Below are 20524 nucleotides of genomic sequence, written 5' to 3'. Positions count from 1 at the left end.
AAGGAATTTATGAAGAAAGAAATTTCGAACGGAAATTCACGGGAGAAGGAAGAGGAAGTGATCAACCTGCGGGAGATACTGTTTAAATATATCATCCACTGGCGATGGTTCGTGGCGGCGGTGGCGACCTGTCTGATCGTCGCTTATGCGTATCTGTACGTAACCTCGCCGGTGTACAATGTGGCCGCCACGGTGCTGATAAAGGATGATAAGAAAGGTGGGGGAAATAACGCGATGGCGGGGCTGGAAGGCTTGGGGCTGACGGGGATCATGAGCTCGTCGCAGAGCCTCGACAACGAGATGGAGGTGCTACGCTCCAAAAGCCTGGTGAAGGAGGTGGTGGAGCAACTCAACCTTTACGTGACTTACCGCGACGAGGATCCGTTCCCTAAAGAAGATTTGTATCTGACATCGCCGGTGCAGGTGAGCCTGACCCCTCAGGAAGCCGCCGAATTGAAGAAGCCGATGGAGGTGTATATGGTACTGTATCCGGAAGGCGTTTTGGATGTGAATGTGGAAGTGGAAGAAAAACGGTATGAAAAGCGGTTCGACAAGCTGCCCGCCGTATTCCCTACGGATGAAGGCACACTGGCATTTTTCGCTTCGGGAGACTCGCTGAAGAAGGAAAAGCGGCATATTACGGCGGTCATCAGTCGCCCGATGCAGGTGGCGAAAGAATATGGGAAAAACCTGAACATTGCTCCCACTTCAAAAACGACTTCGGTGGCGGTGATTTCACTGAAAAATACGAGCAAGGAGCGCGGAAAGGACTTTATCAACAAGTTGGTGGAGATGTACAATCGCAACACGAACAACGATAAGAACGAGATCGCGCAGAAGACGGCGCAGTTTATCGACGAGCGCATCGGTATTATCTCGAAGGAGTTGGGGAGTACGGAGGCGAATCTGGAAGCGTTCAAGCGGAGCGCGGGGATTACCGACCTGAGCAGCGATGCGCAGATAGCGTTGACAGGAAGTGCCGAATATGAGAAGAAGCGGGCGGAAAACCGTACACAGATCAATCTGGTGCAGGATCTCCGGAAATATATGCTGCGTAACGAGTACGAGGTGTTGCCCAGCAATGTAGGGCTGAAAGACGTTTCGCTGACAGCTTCGATCGACCGCTACAACGAGATGCTCATCGAGAGGAAACGGCTGTTGCGCACATCGACGGAAGATAACCCCGCCATTGTGAATCTGAACACGAGCATTCAGGCGATGAAGGCGAATGTACAAGCTACGCTGGACGGCACGTTGCAGGGATTGATGATTACGAAAGCGGATCTGGACAGGGAAGCGGGACGTTTCTCCCAACGCATCAGCAATGCGCCGGGACAGGAACGCGAATTGGTAAGCATCTCGCGTCAGCAGGAAATTAAAGCGGGGTTGTATCTGATGTTGTTGCAGAAGCGGGAAGAGAACGCTATCACGCTGGCGGCTACGGCAAACAATGCGAAGGTGATTGACGAGGCGATTGCCGAAGACACGCCGGTGGCTCCGAAAAAGGGGCTGATTTATCTGGCGGCGCTGATGCTCGGCATAGCGCTTCCTGTGGGAGTCATTTACCTCATCGACCTCACGAAGTACAAGATAGAAGGTCACATGGATGTCGAGAAATTAACCTCGGTGCCCATCATAGGAGATATCCCGTTGACGGACGAGAACGGCAGGCAGGGATCGATCGCGGTGTTCGAAAACCGGAATGATATGATGAGCGAGACATTCCGCCACATCCGTACGAACCTGCAGTTTATGCTGCAAGACAAGCAGGTGATTCTGTTTACCTCGACGGTGAGCGGCGAGGGAAAATCATTTACTTCGGCAAATCTGGCGCTCAGCCTTTCTTATCTGGGTAAGAAGGTGGTAATCGTGGGGCTGGATATCCGGAAACCGGGGTTAAACAAGGTGTTCCGCCTCTCGACCAAAGAAAAGGGAATCACGCAGTATCTGGCAAACCCGTCGATGGATATCATGGAGCTGGTACAGCCTTCGGACGTGAGCGGGAACTTGTATATTTTGCCCGGAGGGATGGTTCCGCCGAACCCGACGGAGCTGCTGGCGCGCGAGGGACTGGACGAGGCGATAGCTACCCTGAAAGAGAAGTTCGATTACGTGATTCTGGATACCGCTCCCATCGGCATGGTGACGGATACGTTGCTCATAGCCCGTGTGGCAGATGTTTCGGTGTACGTGTGCCGTGCCGACTATACCCGCAAGGCTGAGTTCATGCTGATTAACGATCTGGCGAAAGAGCAGAAGCTGCCGAAACTGTGTACGGTGATCAACGGCATCGATCTGAGAAAGAAGAAATACGGCTATTATTACGGGTATGGCAAGTACGGATATGCCCGTCATGCCGGATACGGACAAGAATCGGAAAGATAAGAAAAACGACCTGACGAATAGCTAAAATAATTGATAAATAAGCGGCTGATCTTTTGGGATTCAGCCGCTTATTTATTGTCTTTATCGGATGCTTACGAAGAAAAAATACATTCATAAGAAGAATACAAAGTTTTTTTATAATTTTGCAATTATGAATATAAGCTGGTCTGAAATAAAGCCTTATCAGGATGAATTACCTACCCACTATGCCGATAGAATAGGCAAACTATATGCTGATACGGTTAGCGCTACTTTCAAAAAAAGTAATGGTCAGTTTTTTACGCCTATATCTATCGGTCACTTTATGAGCAAACAAATCGATTGTGACAAAGATTCCATTACCATATTAGATCCGGGATGCGGAACTGCTTTGTTGTCCTGTGCGGCAATTGAGAGTCTGGTTTTGCAATCAAAGGTAAAACGAATAGAGCTAGTTGCATACGAAACCGATGAAAATCTTATGCCGGCATTACAAAGGGTGCTGGAATATCTGACAACATGGGGAGAGCGTCATAATGTTCGCATTGATTGTCATTCATCTTGTAAGGACTTTATTTTGTCCAATTATTCAGTGTTATATGCTGATACGATTTACGAAAAAGTAGACAACTTACAGAAATTTGATTTAATCATATCGAATCCCCCTTATTTCAAACTTTCTAAGGAAGATAAAAGGGCAAAGGCAGCTCAACGCATTATAGACGGACAACCCAATATTTATTCGATATTTATGGCTGTGTCGGCCTTGCTGCTTACTGAACAAGGTCAGATGATATATATCACTCCAAGAAGTTTTACTTCGGGAAGATATTTCCGTTTGTTCCGTAATTTTTTGTTCGAGCATGTGCAGATAGACTTTATTCATCTCTTCAATACAAGGAAAGATACATTCTCAAAAGATAATGTTCTTCAGGAAACACTTATAATGAAGTGTTCCCCTAAAAAGGAAACGGATTATAATATTATATTATCATATAGCGAAGGACTTTTTGATCTAGCTGCTTCTGTAATTAGAACTGTACGGCAGAAAGAAATTATTGACCTTACTTCAAAAGAACAGATATTGCATTTGCCCGTCAATCTTCGAGACGAGAAAATTATTAAGCTATTCAAGTCATGGAATGGTAACTTGAATAAATACCATATTCAGATTTCTACCGGTCCGGTAGTGGCTTTTCGGTCAAAGGAACAATTATGTGATACTGCCGAAGAGGAGACCACTTCATTATATTGGCTGCATAATGTGGTAAAGATGTTGGCAGATCATCCTGTTGTAAAAGAAGGAAAACCGCAATTTATCCGTATAAATGCAAGTTCTGTATCAACTTTATTGCCCAATAAGAATTATGTCCTTTTGCGGCGTTTTAGTTCTAAAGACGATAGCAGCCGGTTAATTGCCGCACCTTATTTTGGCAATATGACTTCTTGCGGCTACGTAGGAATAGAAAACAAACTGAATTATATTTATCGTCCTAAAGGACATTTGAATCGTATGGAGGTAATGGGAATAGCCGCTTTATTGAATAGTGATTTGTTTGATAATTATTTCAGGACATTCAACGGGAATGTAAATGTCAGTGCTACGGAACTGAGAGAAATGCCCATGCCTCCTCTTGAAGTTATTAAGAGTATTGGGAAAGACTTAATTGCCACGAATGATTATTCTATGGTGAACGTAAATAAAATTGTAAATAAATATTTCATGTAGTATGAGTAAGATAAGTGAAGCACAAGAAATATTGTCTGTATTGGGGTTACCACCCGCACAGCAGAATGAAATTTCCGCTCTGACTTTACTTGCGTTATGCGGACTGAAGGAGAAGGATAAGTGGACAGATACTACTCGCAACAGCTTAAAAATCAGTAAGGATATTATGGCGTTTGTCAATAGGAACTATAAAAAGGAACAACCGTATGCTCCCAACACACGGGAAACTTTCAGACGCCAGGTGCTTCATCAGTTTTTGCAAGCACGTATTGTAGATTACAATCCTGATAATCCGGCTTTACCGGTAAATAGCCCGAATGCCCATTATAAATTGACAGAAGAAGCTTGTGAAGTGATAAAATCATATAATACCGGAGAATGGAAAACTAAAGCTCAGAGCTTTAATAATGCTGTCGGACGATTGATTGAGGAATATGAGAAAAATCGTATGATGGAAATGATACCGGTTACCATTGAAGGTGTGGAGTTTAAATTATCTCCGGGTAAGCATAATGAAATACAAGCAATGGTCATTAATGAGTTTGCCCCTCGTTTTGCGTCAGGTTCGAAGGTTCTTTATATCGGTGATACGGCCAATAAAGATCTTTATTGCAACAAGGAGCTTTTAAAAGAAATCGGCATTCCAATAACCGAACATAGCAAATTGCCTGATATTGTTATTTATGATAGCTATAAAGAGTGGCTGTTTTTAATTGAGGTGGTTACCTCACACGGTCCGGTATCTCCGAAACGTGTAATTGAGTTGGAAGATTTCACAAAAGAATGTAAAGCGGGGAAAGTGTATGTTACAGCTTTCCCTGATAAGACTGAATTTAAGAAACATGTGGCAGACATTGCATGGGAAACAGAAGTTTGGATCGCAGAAAATCCGGATCATATGATTCACTTCAATGGAGATCGGTTTATCGGACCAAGAAATTAGTTTATGGATTAAAGGAGCATAGCATTTTCGGATAAGAAAAACGACCTGACGAATAGCGAAAATAATTGATAAATAAGCGGCTGATCTCTTGGGATTCAGCCGCTTATTTATTATCTTTATAGGGTAAAACCTATGGAAAAGACAGTATGGAATTGAATGATTTTGTAGTAAAATGTTATGATAAAAACGAACTGGCGAGGATGTATTTCCCCGACCTCGAAGCGGGGGTGGCGGTGAACAAGCTGAGGCGGTGGATGCGCCGGTGCGAACCGTTGATGCAGGAGATGCGCCAAACGAATTACCATCCGAAAACAAAGGCTTTCACGGCCAGGGAGGTGAGGCTGATCACCCGCTACCTGGGGGAGCCTTGAAGGCATTCGTACTCTTTCCGGGCGTCGAAGCAGGGACAGGCTTTGCGGATGTCGGCGGTGACCTGGTTGTGCCCCACGATCAGGGCATCGGGGTATTGATAGGTCAGGATGCTGAGAAGGTCGGCCAGCGCCAGCCGTTGCATGCGGGTGCGGGTGTCTGTGGGGCGTCCTTGCTCATCGAGCCCGCCCTCGTAGCAGATGCCGATGCTGTGGCGGTTGAATCCGCGTACATGCGCTCCGGGCTCGCTCACGGGCCGGCAGTGGTGCAGCCTGCCGTCGCGGGTGATGTAGAAGTGGTAGCCGATGTCGCGGAAACCTCGTGCGAGATGACTTTCACGAAGACGCTCGACAGGGAAGGGAACATTGCAGCGCGTGGCGCTGCAATGGATGACCAGTAGCTTGATCTCACGGGGGAGATATTGTTCTGCGGACTGTTTCATGGCACGAACGGTTAATGGCCCATACAGGAGACTACTCCGATGGCGGAGATGATGGCTGTGGCTACTGTGATGATGAATTGGAGAATGTTTTTGACGACTTGTTTTTTCATGATTTTTTTAAGATTAAGTTTTTACTTGTGTTCTGTACTTTTTTCTTTCGCCTCGACTTTGGAGGTCAAGGCGAAGGAGAGGGATTATAATCTTCGTCGATAAAGAGAATATAGAGATAGACGGACGAAGGTTAATGCGAAAGAGAGGGATTATAATCCCGGATCGGGAGCTTCGGGAAGTCCGCTTCCGCCGCCTCCGTGCGCATTGTCACCGCTTGTTGCGGGCGGTTTCGGTTTTCCTTCCGTTTCGGGTTTGGTGTCGGGCTTGTAGAGCACGAAGTCCATCGTCTTGCAGAGTTTGCGGAGGTCGTTGCCCGGATGGAACAACACCCGTCCCTGTTTGATGCACGAGGTGGTGAACTCTTTCTCGGTCTTGGTGGGTGTTCCGGTTTTGATGGACATGCGGAAGTTTCCCAAGTCGCCCAGTTGCACGATGTTTCCTTCGCCCAGCACGTTCAGTATTTCGATAAGGAATTCGCCTATGCAGCCTTCGAGTTCTCCTTTCGAGTACGACGACCGTTCGGAGATGCGTTTGCAGACATCTTTGACGCTCACTTTGCGGCCGCTGCGTGCCATGGCGTAGAACTTGGGGGATTCCTGCGGTTTTTGCAGGTTTTTACGGGATACGACAATGTAATTTTGCATAATGATTTGTTTTTGGTTAAACATTGGTTTTGAGTACGTTGGTAATCGATTACATGGCAAAGATAGCATAGCGGAATGCGGGCGTGACGCTCAATGACGTTCATTGACGGGGTGGGAAAAAGAAAAACCGGAGGCTGCGGATGGGAAAAAGCCGGCGGGCTTTGAAAAAAAGTCGGCGGGCTTTGGCATCGAACACGGCGGGCTTTGAAAAAAACATGGCGGGCTTTGGCATCGAACACGACGGGTTTTGAAAAAAAAGGCGGCGGAGCTTTTCACAAAACGTTTAAACGCATTCATGATGTAATAATAGTTTACTATTTATCAAAGGCTTTCCCCGGGACGCTTCTCCGAACGTCCCGGGGATTTTTTGAGGATTTGAAAACGCCAAAACGTCAAAACGCCACTATGTCCCCTTTTTTTTGCAACTTTTCATAGACTCCATGCTTTATTTTGTTGATTTTCAGTCCGTTTAACCCCTTTAGCAGCCTTGTGACAGTGCGTTTGCTCAGTTGGGTGTTTGCAGCGACTTCATACGCTTCTTCGGTGGTGAAAACAGACGGGAGACAGTTGAAAAAATCCGCATATTTGTCAGGATTATTCAAAGGTTCTGCTTTCTCGCAGGTCATGGACGAGAGTAGCAGCCGGCTGTGTTCGTAGCAGCAGAGCACGAGCTGCATCGCATGCTCGAAGTCGACGTCGGAACAGTAGATTTCGGGGGCCGTATCGAGGTTCTCGAACTGCCGTATCCGGGTTTGAATCATGCTGACACGCATCACTATGAAGGCATAGCGCTTCACCACAGCCTGCAAATCGTCGTTGCTGGCAAGCACGGTGTCTTCGAGCAGGCCGGCGAAGGTGCGGTTCAGGCGTTTCCACTGTCTGGGCGTGAAATGAAACAACAGGGGATGTTCGAGGCAGAAACGGTATAGCTCGCTGACGCGCCGGGCGAGGGGAATGAAACGGTCTTCGAGCGATTCGCTCTGGTCGCCCATCTCTTTCCAGCGGGGCGCTTCCCGATAGGTGTAGTAGAGGATGCGGCTTGCCAGCCCGTTCTCGGAACTGTTGAGCAGGGTGGCGAGCTGTCCCGGTGTGCCTGTGAGCAGCATGGCGAGCTTGGGGTGCGAGATGCAGATGGGGCGCATGCCGTTGCTCTTGAACGAGGAGTCGATATTCTCGTGTTCGAAAGCTTTGCGCAACATATCGTCGAAGTTGCCGCAATCGAGGTGGTTGGCTGTGGAGAGCGACTGGGCTTCGGTGTCGAAGATGATGCTTCCCATGCTGCCGTTGTCTTGCATCTGCATCTGCATGCGCGTGTAGCTGGTGGTGGCGGGGATGATGAACATCTTGAAGGGTGGGTGTTCGGGTTCCGGCTGTTCCGCTTGCTCCGTCTTCTTCTTGCGCTTCCGTACGTTCGCCAGCCATGCGTCGTGCGCCTGTTCGTAGGCTTTCATCGCCCGGTCGCTCTGGCGCAGGATGTCGCGGTGCAGCTCTTCGATGAGGTAACGCCCGGTCTGCACGATACTCTTTCCGCTGCCTGCGGGGGCGATGACGACGCTGTAGAGGTGCGGCGAGTATTTCTTGTGGTTGTACACGCCGAAAGTGCAAGGCAGGGCGGCGCTGAGCGCAGTGAGGTCAGCAAGGAAAGAGATGTCGCGTTGCCTCAGGTCCTCTTCTTCCACGATGCATTCGCTGAGCATTTTGGGAAGATTTTTAAACAAATCTTCGGGAAAGAAAGGGGTTGTTTTCCGAAGTTCTTCTCCTTCCCAGTAACGTTCCGACTCGTTTTCATCGTTTGTAAAACAGTCATAGGGGCGTTTTGGCGTTTTGACGTTTTCAAAAACGTGCTTTTGGCGGGCGTTCTGTTCCTCTTTCGATTCATTAACTTTCTGATAACCAGCCGAAAGAACCCTTTTAATCTCGTTTTCGGAGAAGTCCGTACCGCTGAATCGGGGCAAAATTTCACGGAAAACGGCTTTTTCGGGATACCTTCTCCGGGAGGCTTCGCAGGCCAGTTTGAAGAGGTTGGTATGACGCATTCCGGGTGTCAGCGGATTTAAGAAAATATAGGACATCAGGAACTGCTTCAGGTCGGCTGTCGCCTCTTCTTTTTCCGGCCATTCGCCGGCGCCACCCGTTTGGGGTAGGGCAGGCCCTTCCGGGCACAGGCAAGGTTCGGCTTCGGGCAGCACGAAAGGTTCGAACCACGTGGATAGGTATCCGCCGGGCGAGTAAGTGAAATAGCAGAGGCGGCTCTCGTCTTTGCAGGCGGGATCGCTCTCCATTCCCAGCAGGCGGTCGTAGTAACGGCTCACGAGGCGTTGCGCTTCGCGGTATCGGCCCTCGATGTTGTCTACGTAGGCGAACACCTTCAGCCCGTCGGTGGGGCTTTCGAGCGCGGCTACCGTGTGCGGGTCGTCGGCACAGAGGCGGATGAGCGCGTGGCGGTCGGGCACATGGTCGTAGTCGAGCCCCACGATGTGGCTGGGCTTGCGGAAGTTTCGGACGGCATGCGCCCCCTCGAACGTGCCGGCGGGCGTGAAGCAGGGCAGGGCGCGCTTGAGCCGTTGCGCCGCTTCGTTGTCGCCTTCGGCGTGATACCTCCGGATGGTTTCCACAGCCGAAGCATGTACGGGTTGGATACAGTCGCTCATCACTTGCCGGAAAGAGCTCGTCCGCGGTTCGCGGGAATACACGCTTCCGTATACGGAAACGAAAATCTCATCAATAGTTTTCATAATACGATGATTTTTTTTAATAATAAGGTTAAATAATTTATTCCTCACGGGAGTCCGCCCTTCTCCGCATTTGCCTGCGGGCAGGGCGTTTCCCGTTTTCCGGCGGCAAATATAAGTCGGCGGTTTTTAAAAACAGTTCCGGCGTGTGGAACTGTTTTTATTTATTTTTTTATTATGGGAGGGGCTTTTTCGGGGAGGTTTTTGTGCAGAAAAAGGGTGAATTCCGTCAAAACCAAGCGAAGCTGCTGTCAAACGGACGTACAATCAGTTAGAGTTTATAATGAATCTGACATTAAAACCAAGCGAAGTTCCTGTCAAACACGGGGCTGCTAATAAGAAAATCAGCAATATCGAGCATTAACACCAAGCAAAGTTCCTGTCAAACCCGATCGAAGCTTGTATTGAAAAATAAGTATGAATTGCATAAAAAATCATCCGACGTGCTTGTAAGTTTCGAAAACTTGTCGTATTTTTACACATATATTTCGAACAAACACACATAAACAATGAAACTTTTTCGCTACGATTCGATTTCGAAACTGGTGGTGGCTTTCATGAACGCCGACCGCCTGATTACGTATAACTATCTGGCAGGCGAGCTTCATATCCGCAAAGCTACCGTGAGTGCGGCGAAGAAAGGAGACGACCTGTACATCAGTCAATACATCCGTATCATTCGCCTGATGGCGGAAACCGTTCAGATCACCCTGCTTATGCCCGTGCTGGTGCGGCAGATGCGCAAAGCGCTGGCAGAGCGTCGCAATGTGGTGGTAGGCACTGTTCCCGCCAACGAAAAAGGCAATCGCCAGCCCGACGACTGGGAGGTGATGATGAAATGGCGGGATGTTTGAAACCCGACAGAGCAGGCCTCTCACAGATAAACAACATGCCCAATGATGGTCTTTGCCATAACGGACGGACTGCCTGAGGATTGGGACATGATAATGGATAATTTGTAACCCCCGGATTAAACTTCTTTTTACCAAGAGGTAAACCTTGTCAAGGGAAAACGTTACGATATAAAGAGTGTTGAGATGTTTTATATAAATAAGCTCGTGTTTTCTTTGGCGAAAACACGAAAAAACATACTTTTGTAAGGATTTGGAGCAATAAAGTTCAAAATAGCCTAGAATAATGATATTACAAGCCGACGCTCTCCGCTACGAGGCTCACCTGAAAGAGCAGGAAGCCATTGCAATGATGGAAGCGGTAATTCAAGGAAGAATGTTGAATTTTTAAAAGATAAGGAGAAATAACTATGGCGAGTATAGACCATCACAGCAAAGCATTTGATGAGGCTACTTTAACGAAACTCATAATATTTGAGGATTATGCAAAAGAGTGGATACCTACTTTTGTAATGGGTGGATACAAAGAATTATGGATTTTTGACTTCTTCGCAGGTCCAGGTTATGATAAAAAGTGTGTTGAAGGCAGCCCAATACGTATTTTGAGGCAGATTAAAAATCAAATAGGAAATATTTTTCAAAAGAATACAAAAATCAATTTATGTTTTAATGAGTTTGATAAGACTAAATTCGAAAAACTTAAAAAAGCCTGTGAAACATATATGCAAAACAATCCGGAACTTAGGAGAGCTAATGTTCATATTGAATATTGCAATAAAGACTTTGAAGTTTTATTTTTCGAGAAAATTTCAACCATAAAAAACAAACCATCTCTTGTTTATATAGATCAAAATGGTGTTAAATTTTTGTCCGATAAATATTTTTTAGAATTGGCCAGCATAAACACGACAGACTTTCTATACTATGTAGCTTCATCGTATTTTCTGAGATTTGGGAATGAACCAGAATTTAAAGAGAATATCAATATAGATATTGAAAAAGCCAAAAAGGACCCTTATAAGTATATACATAAAAGTATCTTAGAACAGCTGAAGAGTCGTTTGCCTCAAAATACAAAACTATCTTTATACCCATTCACTATAAAAAAAGGAACTAATATATACGGAATAATTTTTGGAGCCACGCATCCTCGTGCCGTCGATAAATTTTTGAAAACAGCATGGAAACGTAACGAATTGAACGGAGAAGCGAATTTTGACATTAATAATGATGAAGAAAAATCTCTGTATCAGCAAGATCTTTTTGGAAAACCTATATATAATAAAATAGAAGAATTTTCAATAAAATTACGAGATACGATTTTAAAGGGTGAAATCGATAATAATAAAAAAGCATACGATTTTACATTAAAAGAAGGACATATCGACAAACATGCATCAGAGGTAATACTACAATTAAAAAAGGATAAATTGATAACATTTGAGGGGAAAAGTCCGTTAGTTAATTATGAACAAGTGTACAAAAACAGACGAATTATTAATTTTGAGATTGTAAATAGGAAGCAATGAAAACAACCAAAATAGAATGGACGGATAAAACTTGGAATCCGATAACTGGCTGCACAAAGTTCTCGGCAGGCTGTCAACATTGTTATGCAGAAGTTATGGCTCGTAGATTGCAGGCTATGAGGCAAGAAAAATATAAAAATGGCTTTGCTCTTACTCTACATGAAGCTAATTTGCAAGAACCTTTATTATGGAAAAAATCTCATACAATTTTTGTGTGCTCGATGAGTGACTTGTTTCATAAAGATGTTCCTATCGAATTTATTGATAAGGTCATGAATATTATCAAACAAACACCTCAACACAGATACCAAATTCTCACAAAAAGAGCAGAGAGAATGAATGAGTATTTTAGCAATCGGGAGATTCCCAAGAATGCTTGGTTAGGAGTTACAGTAGAAAATATAGCATCAAAAAGCAGAATAAATATTCTTAGAAACCTTGATGCTCCTATTCGTTTTCTATCTTGCGAACCTCTTTTAGAAGATTTGGGAAATCTTGATTTAAATAATATTGACTGGGTTATTGTTGGCGGAGAAAGTGGAGTAAATGCGCGACCAATGCTTGAGGAATGGGTTCTTTCGATTAAGGAACAATGTGAAAGACAAGAAACCGCATTCTTTTTTAAACAGTGGGGTACATGGGGGAGTGATGGCATAAAACGGAATAAGCATTTGAATGGCAAAACGATAAAAGGAAAAATATATCAGGAAATGCCTGTTAAATCATCATTGCCAGGAACTGTCAAAACGTAGAACAGGGCGAAGGCGAACATGGCAAGTTTTACAAAGTGTAATGACAAAGAGGAAGATTGAGTTCGAGAGTTATGACACACGTGTTTTTGTAAAGAACTGCAAATCTATCGGGTATATTACAAGCAATTAGATCTTTTATGAGCTTGGGTTGCCCCCACAGGTTTCTGCCATGTTGTAAATAGGGGCAATCAAAGATAAAAAAAGTATCAAGCGAAGCCATTCTGATACACACCAGCTAATAGTTGTAAAAAGCTGCTTGAGTTGTTGTCTAATATCAATTCTTCGTGAAACATATAACGTGATTTTTAATATTTACATTAACTTCCAAATACGAAGTATATGCGTCAGAATAAATTTAAAAAAATCGAAAAGGAGAAAAGGAAACTTGCTTTTGAAAAAGCCCACGAGATTAGAAAGTTTGAAATAGGGCTTTATTGGAAACGAGCCACTTATTTTTGGGCCTTTATAGCCTCTGCCTTTGTCGCTTATATTGCAGTTATATCTTCCAAAAACGAAGCATTTGAGGATAAGGACAATTATGCTTTCATTATAACATGCATTGGTCTCATCTTTTCTTTTAGTTGGTATCTTGTCAATAGAGCCAGTAAACATTGGCAAACCAATTGGGAGAAGATTATAGATGATTTAGAAGATGAATTTACAGGAAACTTGATGAAAAGGCATATAAAGAATAATAACAAGTGGTATGAACTGACATATCGTATAGATTCTCCGTATCAAGAATTAATCAGATTATAAGCCTTTTTATTACTGTAATATGGTTCATATTCTTATGCTCTTCTGGTTATAAAGTTCTCTGCATTTCCACATTTTCCTTATTTGGCAGTTGGCTGCTCCCTATATTTTCTTTTGTAACTCTTATTTTCATAGTTGTCCTTATCAAATACGGGATATCAGGAAAACCGGAAGAAAAGGTTTCTCTTAAACCTCCGTACGAGAAAAGAATGTACTAGGGAAAGAACAATTAACTGATACCTTTATTGATTAACAGGTTCTTTCGCTTCGCAAGGGATCTTTTTTTACTCTTTAACAGGAACTTGAGGAGAAGTAGTCGAAAAATCTATTACTTACGCCATTTTGAGGCAATTTTTCCTTTTTTCAAAAAAATGCATATTCCGGAGTATATCTTTGCTTCATTCTGAACAGTGCAATGCCTTGTAAGCGTTTAATCTCATTATTATGGATATTGTTTTTGCCGATCGAATTTTCTATTGAATGTAATAACTCATAGGATTTTCTATATTGTTCTATGTGTAAAAAGTTTTTAGCCACATTTATTTGAGTTGATATGTTCATGTCGTGAAATGCAATATCTTCAATACACTGGTTGGCAAGTGTCTGGTATTTAATAAACTTCTTATACAACGATAGTTGATTCGCATTGGCTTGCTTTTTGTTTTTCAAAAGCGTACTTTTGCAGGTAAAACCATTTCTAATTTTCTGTAAAGATGGAGAATCACATTGTAATTATGGCGGGCGGCGTAGGCAGCCGTTTCTGGCCGATGAGCACGCCCGAATGCCCGAAGCAGTTTATCGACGTGACGGGATGCGGACGGACGCTGATCCAGCTGACGGTAGACCGCTTTGCGGGGATATGCCCCGAAAAAAACGTATGGGTGGTGACTGCGGAGAGATATGCGGCGCTGGTGAAGGAGCAGCTACCGGGAATACCGGAGGAGAATATCCTTGCGGAACCTTGCGCGCGGAATACGGCGCCCTGCATCGCTTACGCCTGCTGGAAGATCAAGAAGCGATATCCCGACGCCAACATTGTGGTGACTCCCGCCGACGCGCTGGTGATAGACACCACGGAGTTCCGCCGCGTGGTGAACAAGGCGCTCGCCTTTACGCAACGCAGCAGCGCCATCGTGACGCTGGGCATTCGTCCCACGCGTCCGGAAACGGGATACGGCTATATCGCCGCCGCGCATCCGATAGCCACCGACAAGGAGATATGCACGGTAGACGCTTTTAAGGAGAAGCCCGACAGGGAGACGGCGGAGAAGTATCTGGCGGAAGGCAATTATTTCTGGAACGCGGGCATATTCGTATGGAACGTGCGCACCATCACGGCGGTGATGCGCGTGTATGCTCCGGGCATCGCGCAGATATTCGACCGTATCTTCCCGGCTTTCTATACCGGACAGGAGAAGGAGCTGGTAGACCGTCTTTTTCCCACTTGCGAGAAGATTTCCATTGACTACGCCGTGATGGAGAAGGCGCAGGAGATTTACGTGCTGCCCGCCTCTTTCGGATGGTCGGATCTGGGTACGTGGGGCGCTCTTCGCGGCCTGCTTCCGCAGGACAAAGAGGGGAACGCCGCCGTTGGTCCCGACATCCGCCTGTACGAAAGCAAGAACTGCATCGTGCATGCCGCCGGCGAAAAGAGGGTAGTAGTGCAGGGGCTCGACGGATACATCGTTGCCGAAAAAGACGGCACGCTCCTCATTTGCCGTCTGGATGAGGAGCAACGGATCAAGGATTTTTCGGAGGAATGAGGCTGCCGTAAGAGACCGGGTTATAACAGATCGCTGTCCATGTAATATCCTTTCTGGCTTGCATCCCCATCAACCAGACTTTCGGTGTTTCCTTTTTTGCTTTTCTTTTCTTGGTGCAACTCTTCGTAATCCTTGGTATAAAGAGCATTGGGCACTACATTCACGTCGAAAACGACTTCTTTGATATGGGTGTTCGTAAAATTGCCGTACAGGGTGATGTAATGTTTTACGTACCCGATATTCTTACTACTGTCGTATTGCAATATGAGATGCCCGGTTTTGCCTGCCGGAATGGTGTTTACAGATGATTTCTTAACTACGACACATCCGCAGGAGGTCAGGATATCCGATAATACCAGCGTTTTTTTGCCCGTATTGCGTATTTCGAACATAATATCCAGCTGCTGTCCTGCCTGAATAGGATAATAGTGCCGGTAATTATCTTTGATCTCAATGGTCGTTTTATCGTTTTTCGAAGGAGAACACGCAGTCAGGGATAATAAAAGAAAGAGGAGTCTGCCCAAGTTTTTTATATTAATCTTCATGCTGCTTCTATTTGTTTAAAGTTTGTATTTCGTCTATGGCTAAAATACTTTTAGGCGCCTGCTTCCGTATAAACTTCAGAGTTACCTTTGAAGTTCCCGCCAGATTCGTGCGTAAAGAGTAGGTTACGATAGAATGAGGAGAACCGGGTGAAGTTTGAATGTCTTTACCGATCGATGCGGAAGCCGGCTTTCCATCCATATGCAGTTCGATCTTTTCCGGGGCGAAAATGCCATGCTTCTCTATCTGCAAGCATCGGATCTGAATCCGATTTGTGTTTTGTATGTTTGCGGTGGAAAATTCAACTTCCAAATCGTCGGTACTGCTCAGATACCATCCTTGATGGTAATCTTGTGCGAAGCCGCAGGTTCCGTCGTTCAGCAAACGGGGGTTTTCGAAGCCTTCGTCCGGCTTTGATACCACTTTTACCGAACCGTTTATCAGGCCGTTCTCGTAATATCCGGCTTGTATCATCTTTTTCCATTCGTCGATGTATCTTGGAATATCTCCGCCCGACTCTTTATAGCTATTCAGATCGGAATATTTGCCGCTTTGTTCCAAATCTTCGATCAGGGTGTTCATCTCCCGTTTTATTAAAACCCGATCGCCCTCTTTGGTGCCATATCCCCATTTTCCGGTTCCTTGTATGTAGGCTATCTGCAAACGAGTGAAGGTGAGGGCTGTATATAGTTTTTCCAGCTTCTCGCGCTCTGCTTTTTGCGTTTTTTTCAGCCGGGTGCGCAGCTCATTGTAAAAGGCGATAAAGTCGTCGACGTTTAGATAAGTCTTTATGTTTTCTCTGATTCCTCCGTAAAGGTTGTACGCTTTTCCCCGTTTTTCATAGCTCTTTTCCAGTGACAGATAGTAGCCGGATAACAGCTGATGGGTGTCGGGATATGTCTTTTTAAAGAATTTTTCAGTAAGTGAATCTACGTCGCATTCGGTGTCCATCATTAAGGCTGCCGCGACATAGGTTTTTACATCGTCGAAAGGCGAGTAGTCATATCCGCTTGCATTCAGGAAAACGCCCCTGACGCCTTTCTCTTTGAAAAAACGCAATTGTTTTTGCAATCCGTACAATACAGGCAACGGGGTAAGATAATCGTCGAAATTCGCGGCATAATCCCATAAATAGATATTGTTTGTCTGTACCCCCCATTCGTGTAAGGCTTCCGTAAATTCTTCCGCAGCGGGTTGATCTTCGAGCGCTACGCCTTTCGGCAGTTTGATGGTACTGAAAAGTACGCCGGCATTTGAAGGCAGCGGTTCGATGGGCGCGGCGTAGGTGGTCCGGTAGGCTGTGGTAAAGAATGAATGCGACGGAAAGGTCGTCGATAATTTGCGTATCAGCTGCGAGACACTTCGCGAAGCGTCTTTTTCGGTATTGCCCGATTTTGCGCAAGCAGGGCATGTGCAGGCAATGTCGTTATCGTTGGGCATGATAGTAAAAGAGTATCCTTTCTCGTCTCCATAGCCGAAATTGTCAATGATATACTCTTTAAGCCGGTCGAAGAGAACGGGAGAAGAAAAGCAAAATTGATCTTTGCTGCGTACTCCGCCCGAAAGGGCGTAGATTTCTTCCGAATCTGCATTTTTCATTATTTGGGGAAGCATGTGCCCCCAGACACCCCAATCGCTTTCTACATTGTTTGTTCCGATAAGAAGCGAATAGTCCGTATTCAGGTTTGGCCTCCAGAAAGGCTCCCGGTATGTAAAGTCGAAGTCTTTGTTCGCCGATTCGAAAGAGATGACGGCGGGAGGAATATCGGAAGCGTCGAAACGCTGATCTGCCTGTGCCAGATTATCTATGAGCTGATATACCAGCCAAAGGGCGGTGCGGCCGTCGCGTGCGCGCAAATGAAGGCGGTGGGGGAGGTGTATGATCACGTAATCGTTCTCCAGTTCGGGATCGACTTCAAAATGAATGTTTTTAGTGTCTCCGGACAGTTTTATTTGCGGAGCTCCTTTATATAAGGCTACACACCCTTTGTCGGCGCTTCTTTTGGAAAGGTGATTGAACAGGTATTCCGCCCAGCGCTCGCTTTGTGCGTTCTCTTCTGCCGTTATAACGTACTTTTCCGCTTTCAGCTCCGGATTGCCCGCCGAGCAGCCGGCGGATAATAGAGATAGCGAGAAAACACAGGCTTTCATGTATTTCTTAAAAAGTGATGTTGGCATGTAGGTAAACAGTGTAAAGGTTTTTATACTTGTTTTCATTTACGCTATAATTGTACCAAGTCCCAATGACCCCTGCGGATACATTCTTGAAAATTAGATATCCCATTCCGGCTCCTACCATTGTATTGACTTTTGAAAAGCCTTCATAAAGCTGGAAGTTGATGAGATCTACATCCGGAGAGGTTCCGACACCGGCCATTCCCATCAGGTAATTTTTCGGAGAATCCCAATGATAACGCGCTTGGCCTGACAGGCTGTATAGCCATTTGTTTTTCTTCAGGCCGTTGTCGACGGAGTTGCTCAGCAGAAAATTGTTGAATATAACATTCAATCTCCATGTGTCCAGTTCTTTGGAGCACCCTAACTTCAGGTTACTCAGATTCTCTTTTCCGGGAAGCCGCTTGTAACCGATTCCGATTTCCGCTTCCAGACCGCCTAAGGGGTTGATGTCTTTATACACAGAGGCGTTGATAGCTATTTTGGGAAAAAACCTTGTAGCCCACGCCGCATCGACTTTGGTGTACGTACTTTCATTCCAAATTTTCGTCCATTCGGCTTGCAACTGATATCCTTTTCCCGTTTCTCTGCCGGAATAGTTCACTCTTCCGGTGTATACGTTTTTATTCTGCCTGCGGCTATATTCTATGGTAGAAACCGTGTTGAGCACATCTTGATCTCCGTGCCGGCTATATAAATGATATATGCCTACTTCGTTCGGGAATCCTCTGTATTGCAGATATTTCAAATGTTGCCTGAATTCGGCGGCTTCTATCACGGCGGGATCGTAAAACGATTGATAATAGAAGGCGGAATCGAACCGGTTCATTTTTTCGTAAGCAATTCCTTTGAGGTATTTCATGGTTCTGTCTGCCGGAGCATATCGAAGTCCCCGATTCAATACATCTAATGTTTCTGTGAACTTCTTTTCTTTTATTAACTGCCTGCCGTACTTTTCTGTTGCCTGCGTAAACGTATTGATTAAATCTTTATGATAGGGCTCTTTCTCTAATTCCTCCGACAGCAGGTGATAGACGGTGTGATAATTTTTTGTTTGCGCCATCTCTTCTTCCGCCATTTTTATTCTGAAAAACAAGTTGTCCGGATGCAGTTTGCTGCCTTGCCGGACATACGTGTATGCGTCTTGATTTTTGTTCATTCTGTAAGAAAGATTGACGGCATGCGTGATTGCTTCGATATTGGAAGGGTCGTTTGCAAGCCATTTCTTTATATATTCCATGCTTTCCTTATACCGATAACTTTCATTTAAGTCTTTTATAATGGGGATTATCATTTCGGAATAACCTTCTAAAAGAATTGCCTTCTCTTTTTCTGCGGCCATCGAGACAGCCGTCTCGTAATCGGCCAATGCCTTGTCGTATTGCTTCATTTTCTGATGCGTATCCGCCCTTTTTACATACAACTCGGGCAGTTGGGGGGCGGAAACGATCATATCGCGAATTATTTCCAATGCTGCTTCGTAATCTTTCTGCAGCATGGTTGCACTATATAATGCGTTGTTGAGTTCTTCCGCCGTTTCGCTTTCTGCATATACGAGCGCTTCTTTCAGATCTGTGACAGCGTCACTGTAGTTCTCTTCGGAAATTTTTTCTTTGGCTTCTTCGAACAGCAGTTTCGCGTACGCTTCCTTTAAATCGTAATCGTCGGGATATTTCGTCAGAAGCTGTTGCATCAACCGGCGGGCCTTACCTCTGTTGCCTAATTTGATATATACCGAAAGCTCTTTCATCAGTATATTCTTCGACTCTCCTTTCGCTTTGCGGTATTTGCCGGTAATATGCAGTGCTTCTTCGTATTGGCCTGCTCCGTATAGATATGTGAATACATAATTGAAGGCTTCTTCATCTCCGGGATTTCTTTCCAGAATTTTTCCGTAAAGTGTCACGGGGTCGCTCTCCCTGGCATCTCGGGCAGCTTCTGACAGGTAATAATTGTATTGTGCCTGAAAAGCCGGTGACTTTTGCTTTTGTAGGTAGCTTAACAATTGGTTGTATTGTTTTTGTTCGGCCAGCAAACTTATTTTCTTTTCGATCAGTGTGTGGTTGTCAGGGGTGTGAGAAAGTCCTCTTTCTATATAGGACAAGGCTTGTTGGAAATCACCGGCTTTGATATGGCTATTGGCAATTTCGATATAGTGTTCCGGATTTTTCGGATCGTTTTTGAGCAGCTCCATCCGTAAAGCAATGGCTTCGTCCGTTTTTCCTTTTTTTTGACTTTCGAGAGCCTCCATTTCCAAGCCGTATACATAGTCTTTTTGAAGAACCGTGTCTTCCGGATAGATTTGGCTGATCCGTTTAAAGAGGCGGTTTGCCTCTACGGTGTTTCCCTGCAAGCGGTAAAGTTCTATTTTTTTTCTCCAAAGTCCTCTCCAGTAGGGATTGACTTCCAATAATTCGTTTACGTAGCAGATGGCGCTTGAATATCTTTCCGTAGCCATCTCTACATTGACTAATATCTGTTTGGCCTCTACGTTGTCTTTATTTTTCTCCAAAGCTTTTTTAAGTTCGTAGCGCGCCTGATTGTATTGCTTTTTATGGAAATAGTATTTTCCGAGAAGCATTCTTAAATAAGAATCGTTGGGAGAATCTTTCAGGCCTTCTTCCGCGATTTTTTTACCGGCCTCCCAGTTCTCCTTGTCGAACTCATGCTTGACTCTGGATATATAACTGTCTTCCGGATTGTCTTTGGTCTGAGCCGGAAGGTATGCCGTATGGCACAATAGAAGACACAGAACGGTTAATATCCGGATGGATATGAAGATTGTACGTATATCGGTTACTTTGCGCATAAAGCTGATTGT

The 20524-nt window shown here is 45.1% G+C and carries 16 protein-coding genes; 9 read left to right on the top strand and 7 right to left on the bottom strand.

Features of this window, described 5'->3' with window-relative positions; all coding sequences use genetic code 11:
* Positions 1 to 9: 9 nt before the first annotated feature.
* The 4 genes from GGR07_RS05205 (at position 10) to GGR07_RS05190 (ending at position 5407) form a co-directional block, all read left to right on the top strand.
* Complete coding sequence (locus GGR07_RS05205) at positions 10 to 2385, top strand: GumC family protein (RefSeq protein ID WP_122056611.1); 2376 nt, start codon at positions 10 to 12, stop codon at positions 2383 to 2385.
* Positions 2386 to 2536: 151 nt separating this feature from the next.
* The gene (locus GGR07_RS05200) at positions 2537 to 4093 is read left to right on the top strand and encodes an Eco57I restriction-modification methylase domain-containing protein (protein WP_034542489.1); all 1557 of its coding nucleotides are present in this window, start codon (positions 2537 to 2539) and stop codon (positions 4091 to 4093) included.
* Position 4094: 1 nt separating this feature from the next.
* Positions 4095 to 5036, top strand: coding sequence for a BsuBI/PstI family type II restriction endonuclease (locus GGR07_RS05195; protein WP_034542405.1), 942 nt, complete (start codon positions 4095 to 4097; stop codon positions 5034 to 5036).
* Between the two features lie 146 nt (positions 5037 to 5182).
* Positions 5183 to 5407, top strand: coding sequence for a DUF4248 domain-containing protein (locus tag GGR07_RS05190; RefSeq protein ID WP_027324879.1), 225 nt, complete (start codon positions 5183 to 5185; stop codon positions 5405 to 5407).
* Here GGR07_RS05190 and GGR07_RS05185 read toward each other — a convergent pair.
* From GGR07_RS05185 to GGR07_RS05170, 4 genes are all read right to left on the bottom strand, one after another.
* On the bottom strand, positions 5389 to 5847 hold the full coding sequence (locus GGR07_RS05185; protein WP_039973022.1) for an N-acetylmuramoyl-L-alanine amidase: 459 nt from the start codon (positions 5845 to 5847) through the stop codon (positions 5389 to 5391). The genes GGR07_RS05190 and GGR07_RS05185 overlap by 19 nt on opposite strands.
* Before the next feature lie 11 nt (positions 5848 to 5858).
* Positions 5859 to 5957: a smalltalk protein gene (locus GGR07_RS05180; protein WP_148727201.1), complete on the bottom strand. Its 99-nt coding sequence runs from the start codon at positions 5955 to 5957 to the stop codon at positions 5859 to 5861.
* Between the two features lie 150 nt (positions 5958 to 6107).
* Complete coding sequence (locus tag GGR07_RS05175; RefSeq protein WP_034542487.1) at positions 6108 to 6605, bottom strand: HU family DNA-binding protein; 498 nt, start codon at positions 6603 to 6605, stop codon at positions 6108 to 6110.
* Positions 6606 to 6994: 389 nt separating this feature from the next.
* The gene (locus tag GGR07_RS05170) at positions 6995 to 9337 is read right to left on the bottom strand and encodes a DUF3987 domain-containing protein (protein WP_122056610.1); all 2343 of its coding nucleotides are present in this window, start codon (positions 9335 to 9337) and stop codon (positions 6995 to 6997) included.
* Between the two features lie 506 nt (positions 9338 to 9843).
* Here GGR07_RS05170 and GGR07_RS05165 point away from each other — a divergent pair.
* From GGR07_RS05165 to GGR07_RS05140, 5 genes are all read left to right on the top strand, one after another.
* Positions 9844 to 10188 carry a hypothetical protein gene (locus GGR07_RS05165; RefSeq protein ID WP_021645589.1) on the top strand — a complete coding sequence of 115 codons (345 nt, stop codon included), beginning with the start codon at positions 9844 to 9846 and terminating at the stop codon, positions 10186 to 10188.
* Positions 10189 to 10595: 407 nt separating this feature from the next.
* Complete coding sequence (gene tcmP / locus GGR07_RS05160; protein ID WP_034542398.1) at positions 10596 to 11714, top strand: three-Cys-motif partner protein TcmP; 1119 nt, start codon at positions 10596 to 10598, stop codon at positions 11712 to 11714.
* Positions 11711 to 12466: a phage Gp37/Gp68 family protein gene (locus GGR07_RS05155; protein WP_021645592.1), complete on the top strand. Its 756-nt coding sequence runs from the start codon at positions 11711 to 11713 to the stop codon at positions 12464 to 12466. Before tcmP ends, GGR07_RS05155 begins: the two co-directional genes overlap by 4 nt.
* 339 nt (positions 12467 to 12805) lie before the next feature.
* Positions 12806 to 13225, top strand: a complete 420-nt coding sequence (locus GGR07_RS05150) for a RipA family octameric membrane protein (protein WP_021645593.1) — start codon at positions 12806 to 12808, stop codon at positions 13223 to 13225.
* 710 nt (positions 13226 to 13935) lie between these two features.
* Entirely contained in the window at positions 13936 to 14985 is a 1050-nt protein-coding gene (locus GGR07_RS05140) for a mannose-1-phosphate guanylyltransferase (RefSeq protein ID WP_021645595.1), read from the top strand.
* A gap of 20 nt (positions 14986 to 15005) precedes the next feature.
* Here GGR07_RS05140 and GGR07_RS05135 read toward each other — a convergent pair whose 3' ends face one another.
* Genes GGR07_RS05135 through GGR07_RS05125 form a run of 3 tightly spaced genes read right to left on the bottom strand, consistent with a single transcriptional unit; the run spans position 15006 to position 20512 of the window.
* Positions 15006 to 15530: a DUF1573 domain-containing protein gene (locus GGR07_RS05135; protein WP_021645596.1), complete on the bottom strand. Its 525-nt coding sequence runs from the start codon at positions 15528 to 15530 to the stop codon at positions 15006 to 15008.
* Positions 15531 to 15537: 7 nt separating this feature from the next.
* Complete coding sequence (locus tag GGR07_RS05130) at positions 15538 to 17745, bottom strand: DUF4838 domain-containing protein (RefSeq protein ID WP_081691766.1); 2208 nt, start codon at positions 17743 to 17745, stop codon at positions 15538 to 15540.
* Complete coding sequence (locus tag GGR07_RS05125) at positions 17687 to 20512, bottom strand: YaiO family outer membrane beta-barrel protein (RefSeq protein ID WP_081724004.1); 2826 nt, start codon at positions 20510 to 20512, stop codon at positions 17687 to 17689. Before GGR07_RS05125 ends, GGR07_RS05130 begins: the two co-directional genes overlap by 59 nt.
* Positions 20513 to 20524 lie beyond the last annotated feature (12 nt).

This window comes from Bacteroides pyogenes (assembly GCF_014196225.1).
Lineage (GTDB): Bacteria > Bacteroidota > Bacteroidia > Bacteroidales > Bacteroidaceae > Bacteroides > Bacteroides pyogenes_A.
The sequence above is the reverse complement of the archived record's forward strand: the minus strand, read 5'-3'. Positions and strand labels throughout refer to the sequence as shown.

What these genes read in the sequence shown, in the direction of transcription:
- GGR07_RS05205 (WP_122056611.1), top strand. Translation starts at nt 10, where the DNA reads ATGAAGAAAGAAATTTCGAACGGAAATTCACGGGAGAAGGAAGAGGAA.
- GGR07_RS05200 (WP_034542489.1), top strand. Translation starts at nt 2,537, where the DNA reads ATGAATATAAGCTGGTCTGAAATAAAGCCTTATCAGGATGAATTACCT.
- GGR07_RS05195 (WP_034542405.1), top strand. Translation starts at nt 4,095, where the DNA reads ATGAGTAAGATAAGTGAAGCACAAGAAATATTGTCTGTATTGGGGTTA.
- GGR07_RS05190 (WP_027324879.1), top strand. Translation starts at nt 5,183, where the DNA reads ATGGAATTGAATGATTTTGTAGTAAAATGTTATGATAAAAACGAACTG.
- GGR07_RS05185 (WP_039973022.1), bottom strand. Translation starts at nt 5,847, where the DNA reads ATGAAACAGTCCGCAGAACAATATCTCCCCCGTGAGATCAAGCTACTG.
- GGR07_RS05180 (WP_148727201.1), bottom strand. Translation starts at nt 5,957, where the DNA reads ATGAAAAAACAAGTCGTCAAAAACATTCTCCAATTCATCATCACAGTA.
- GGR07_RS05170 (WP_122056610.1), bottom strand. Translation starts at nt 9,337, where the DNA reads ATGAAAACTATTGATGAGATTTTCGTTTCCGTATACGGAAGCGTGTAT.
- GGR07_RS05165 (WP_021645589.1), top strand. Translation starts at nt 9,844, where the DNA reads ATGAAACTTTTTCGCTACGATTCGATTTCGAAACTGGTGGTGGCTTTC.
- tcmP (WP_034542398.1), top strand. Translation starts at nt 10,596, where the DNA reads ATGGCGAGTATAGACCATCACAGCAAAGCATTTGATGAGGCTACTTTA.
- GGR07_RS05155 (WP_021645592.1), top strand. Translation starts at nt 11,711, where the DNA reads ATGAAAACAACCAAAATAGAATGGACGGATAAAACTTGGAATCCGATA.
- GGR07_RS05150 (WP_021645593.1), top strand. Translation starts at nt 12,806, where the DNA reads ATGCGTCAGAATAAATTTAAAAAAATCGAAAAGGAGAAAAGGAAACTT.
- GGR07_RS05140 (WP_021645595.1), top strand. Translation starts at nt 13,936, where the DNA reads ATGGAGAATCACATTGTAATTATGGCGGGCGGCGTAGGCAGCCGTTTC.
- GGR07_RS05135 (WP_021645596.1), bottom strand. Translation starts at nt 15,530, where the DNA reads ATGAAGATTAATATAAAAAACTTGGGCAGACTCCTCTTTCTTTTATTA.
- GGR07_RS05130 (WP_081691766.1), bottom strand. Translation starts at nt 17,745, where the DNA reads ATGAAAACAAGTATAAAAACCTTTACACTGTTTACCTACATGCCAACA.
- GGR07_RS05125 (WP_081724004.1), bottom strand. Translation starts at nt 20,512, where the DNA reads ATGCGCAAAGTAACCGATATACGTACAATCTTCATATCCATCCGGATA.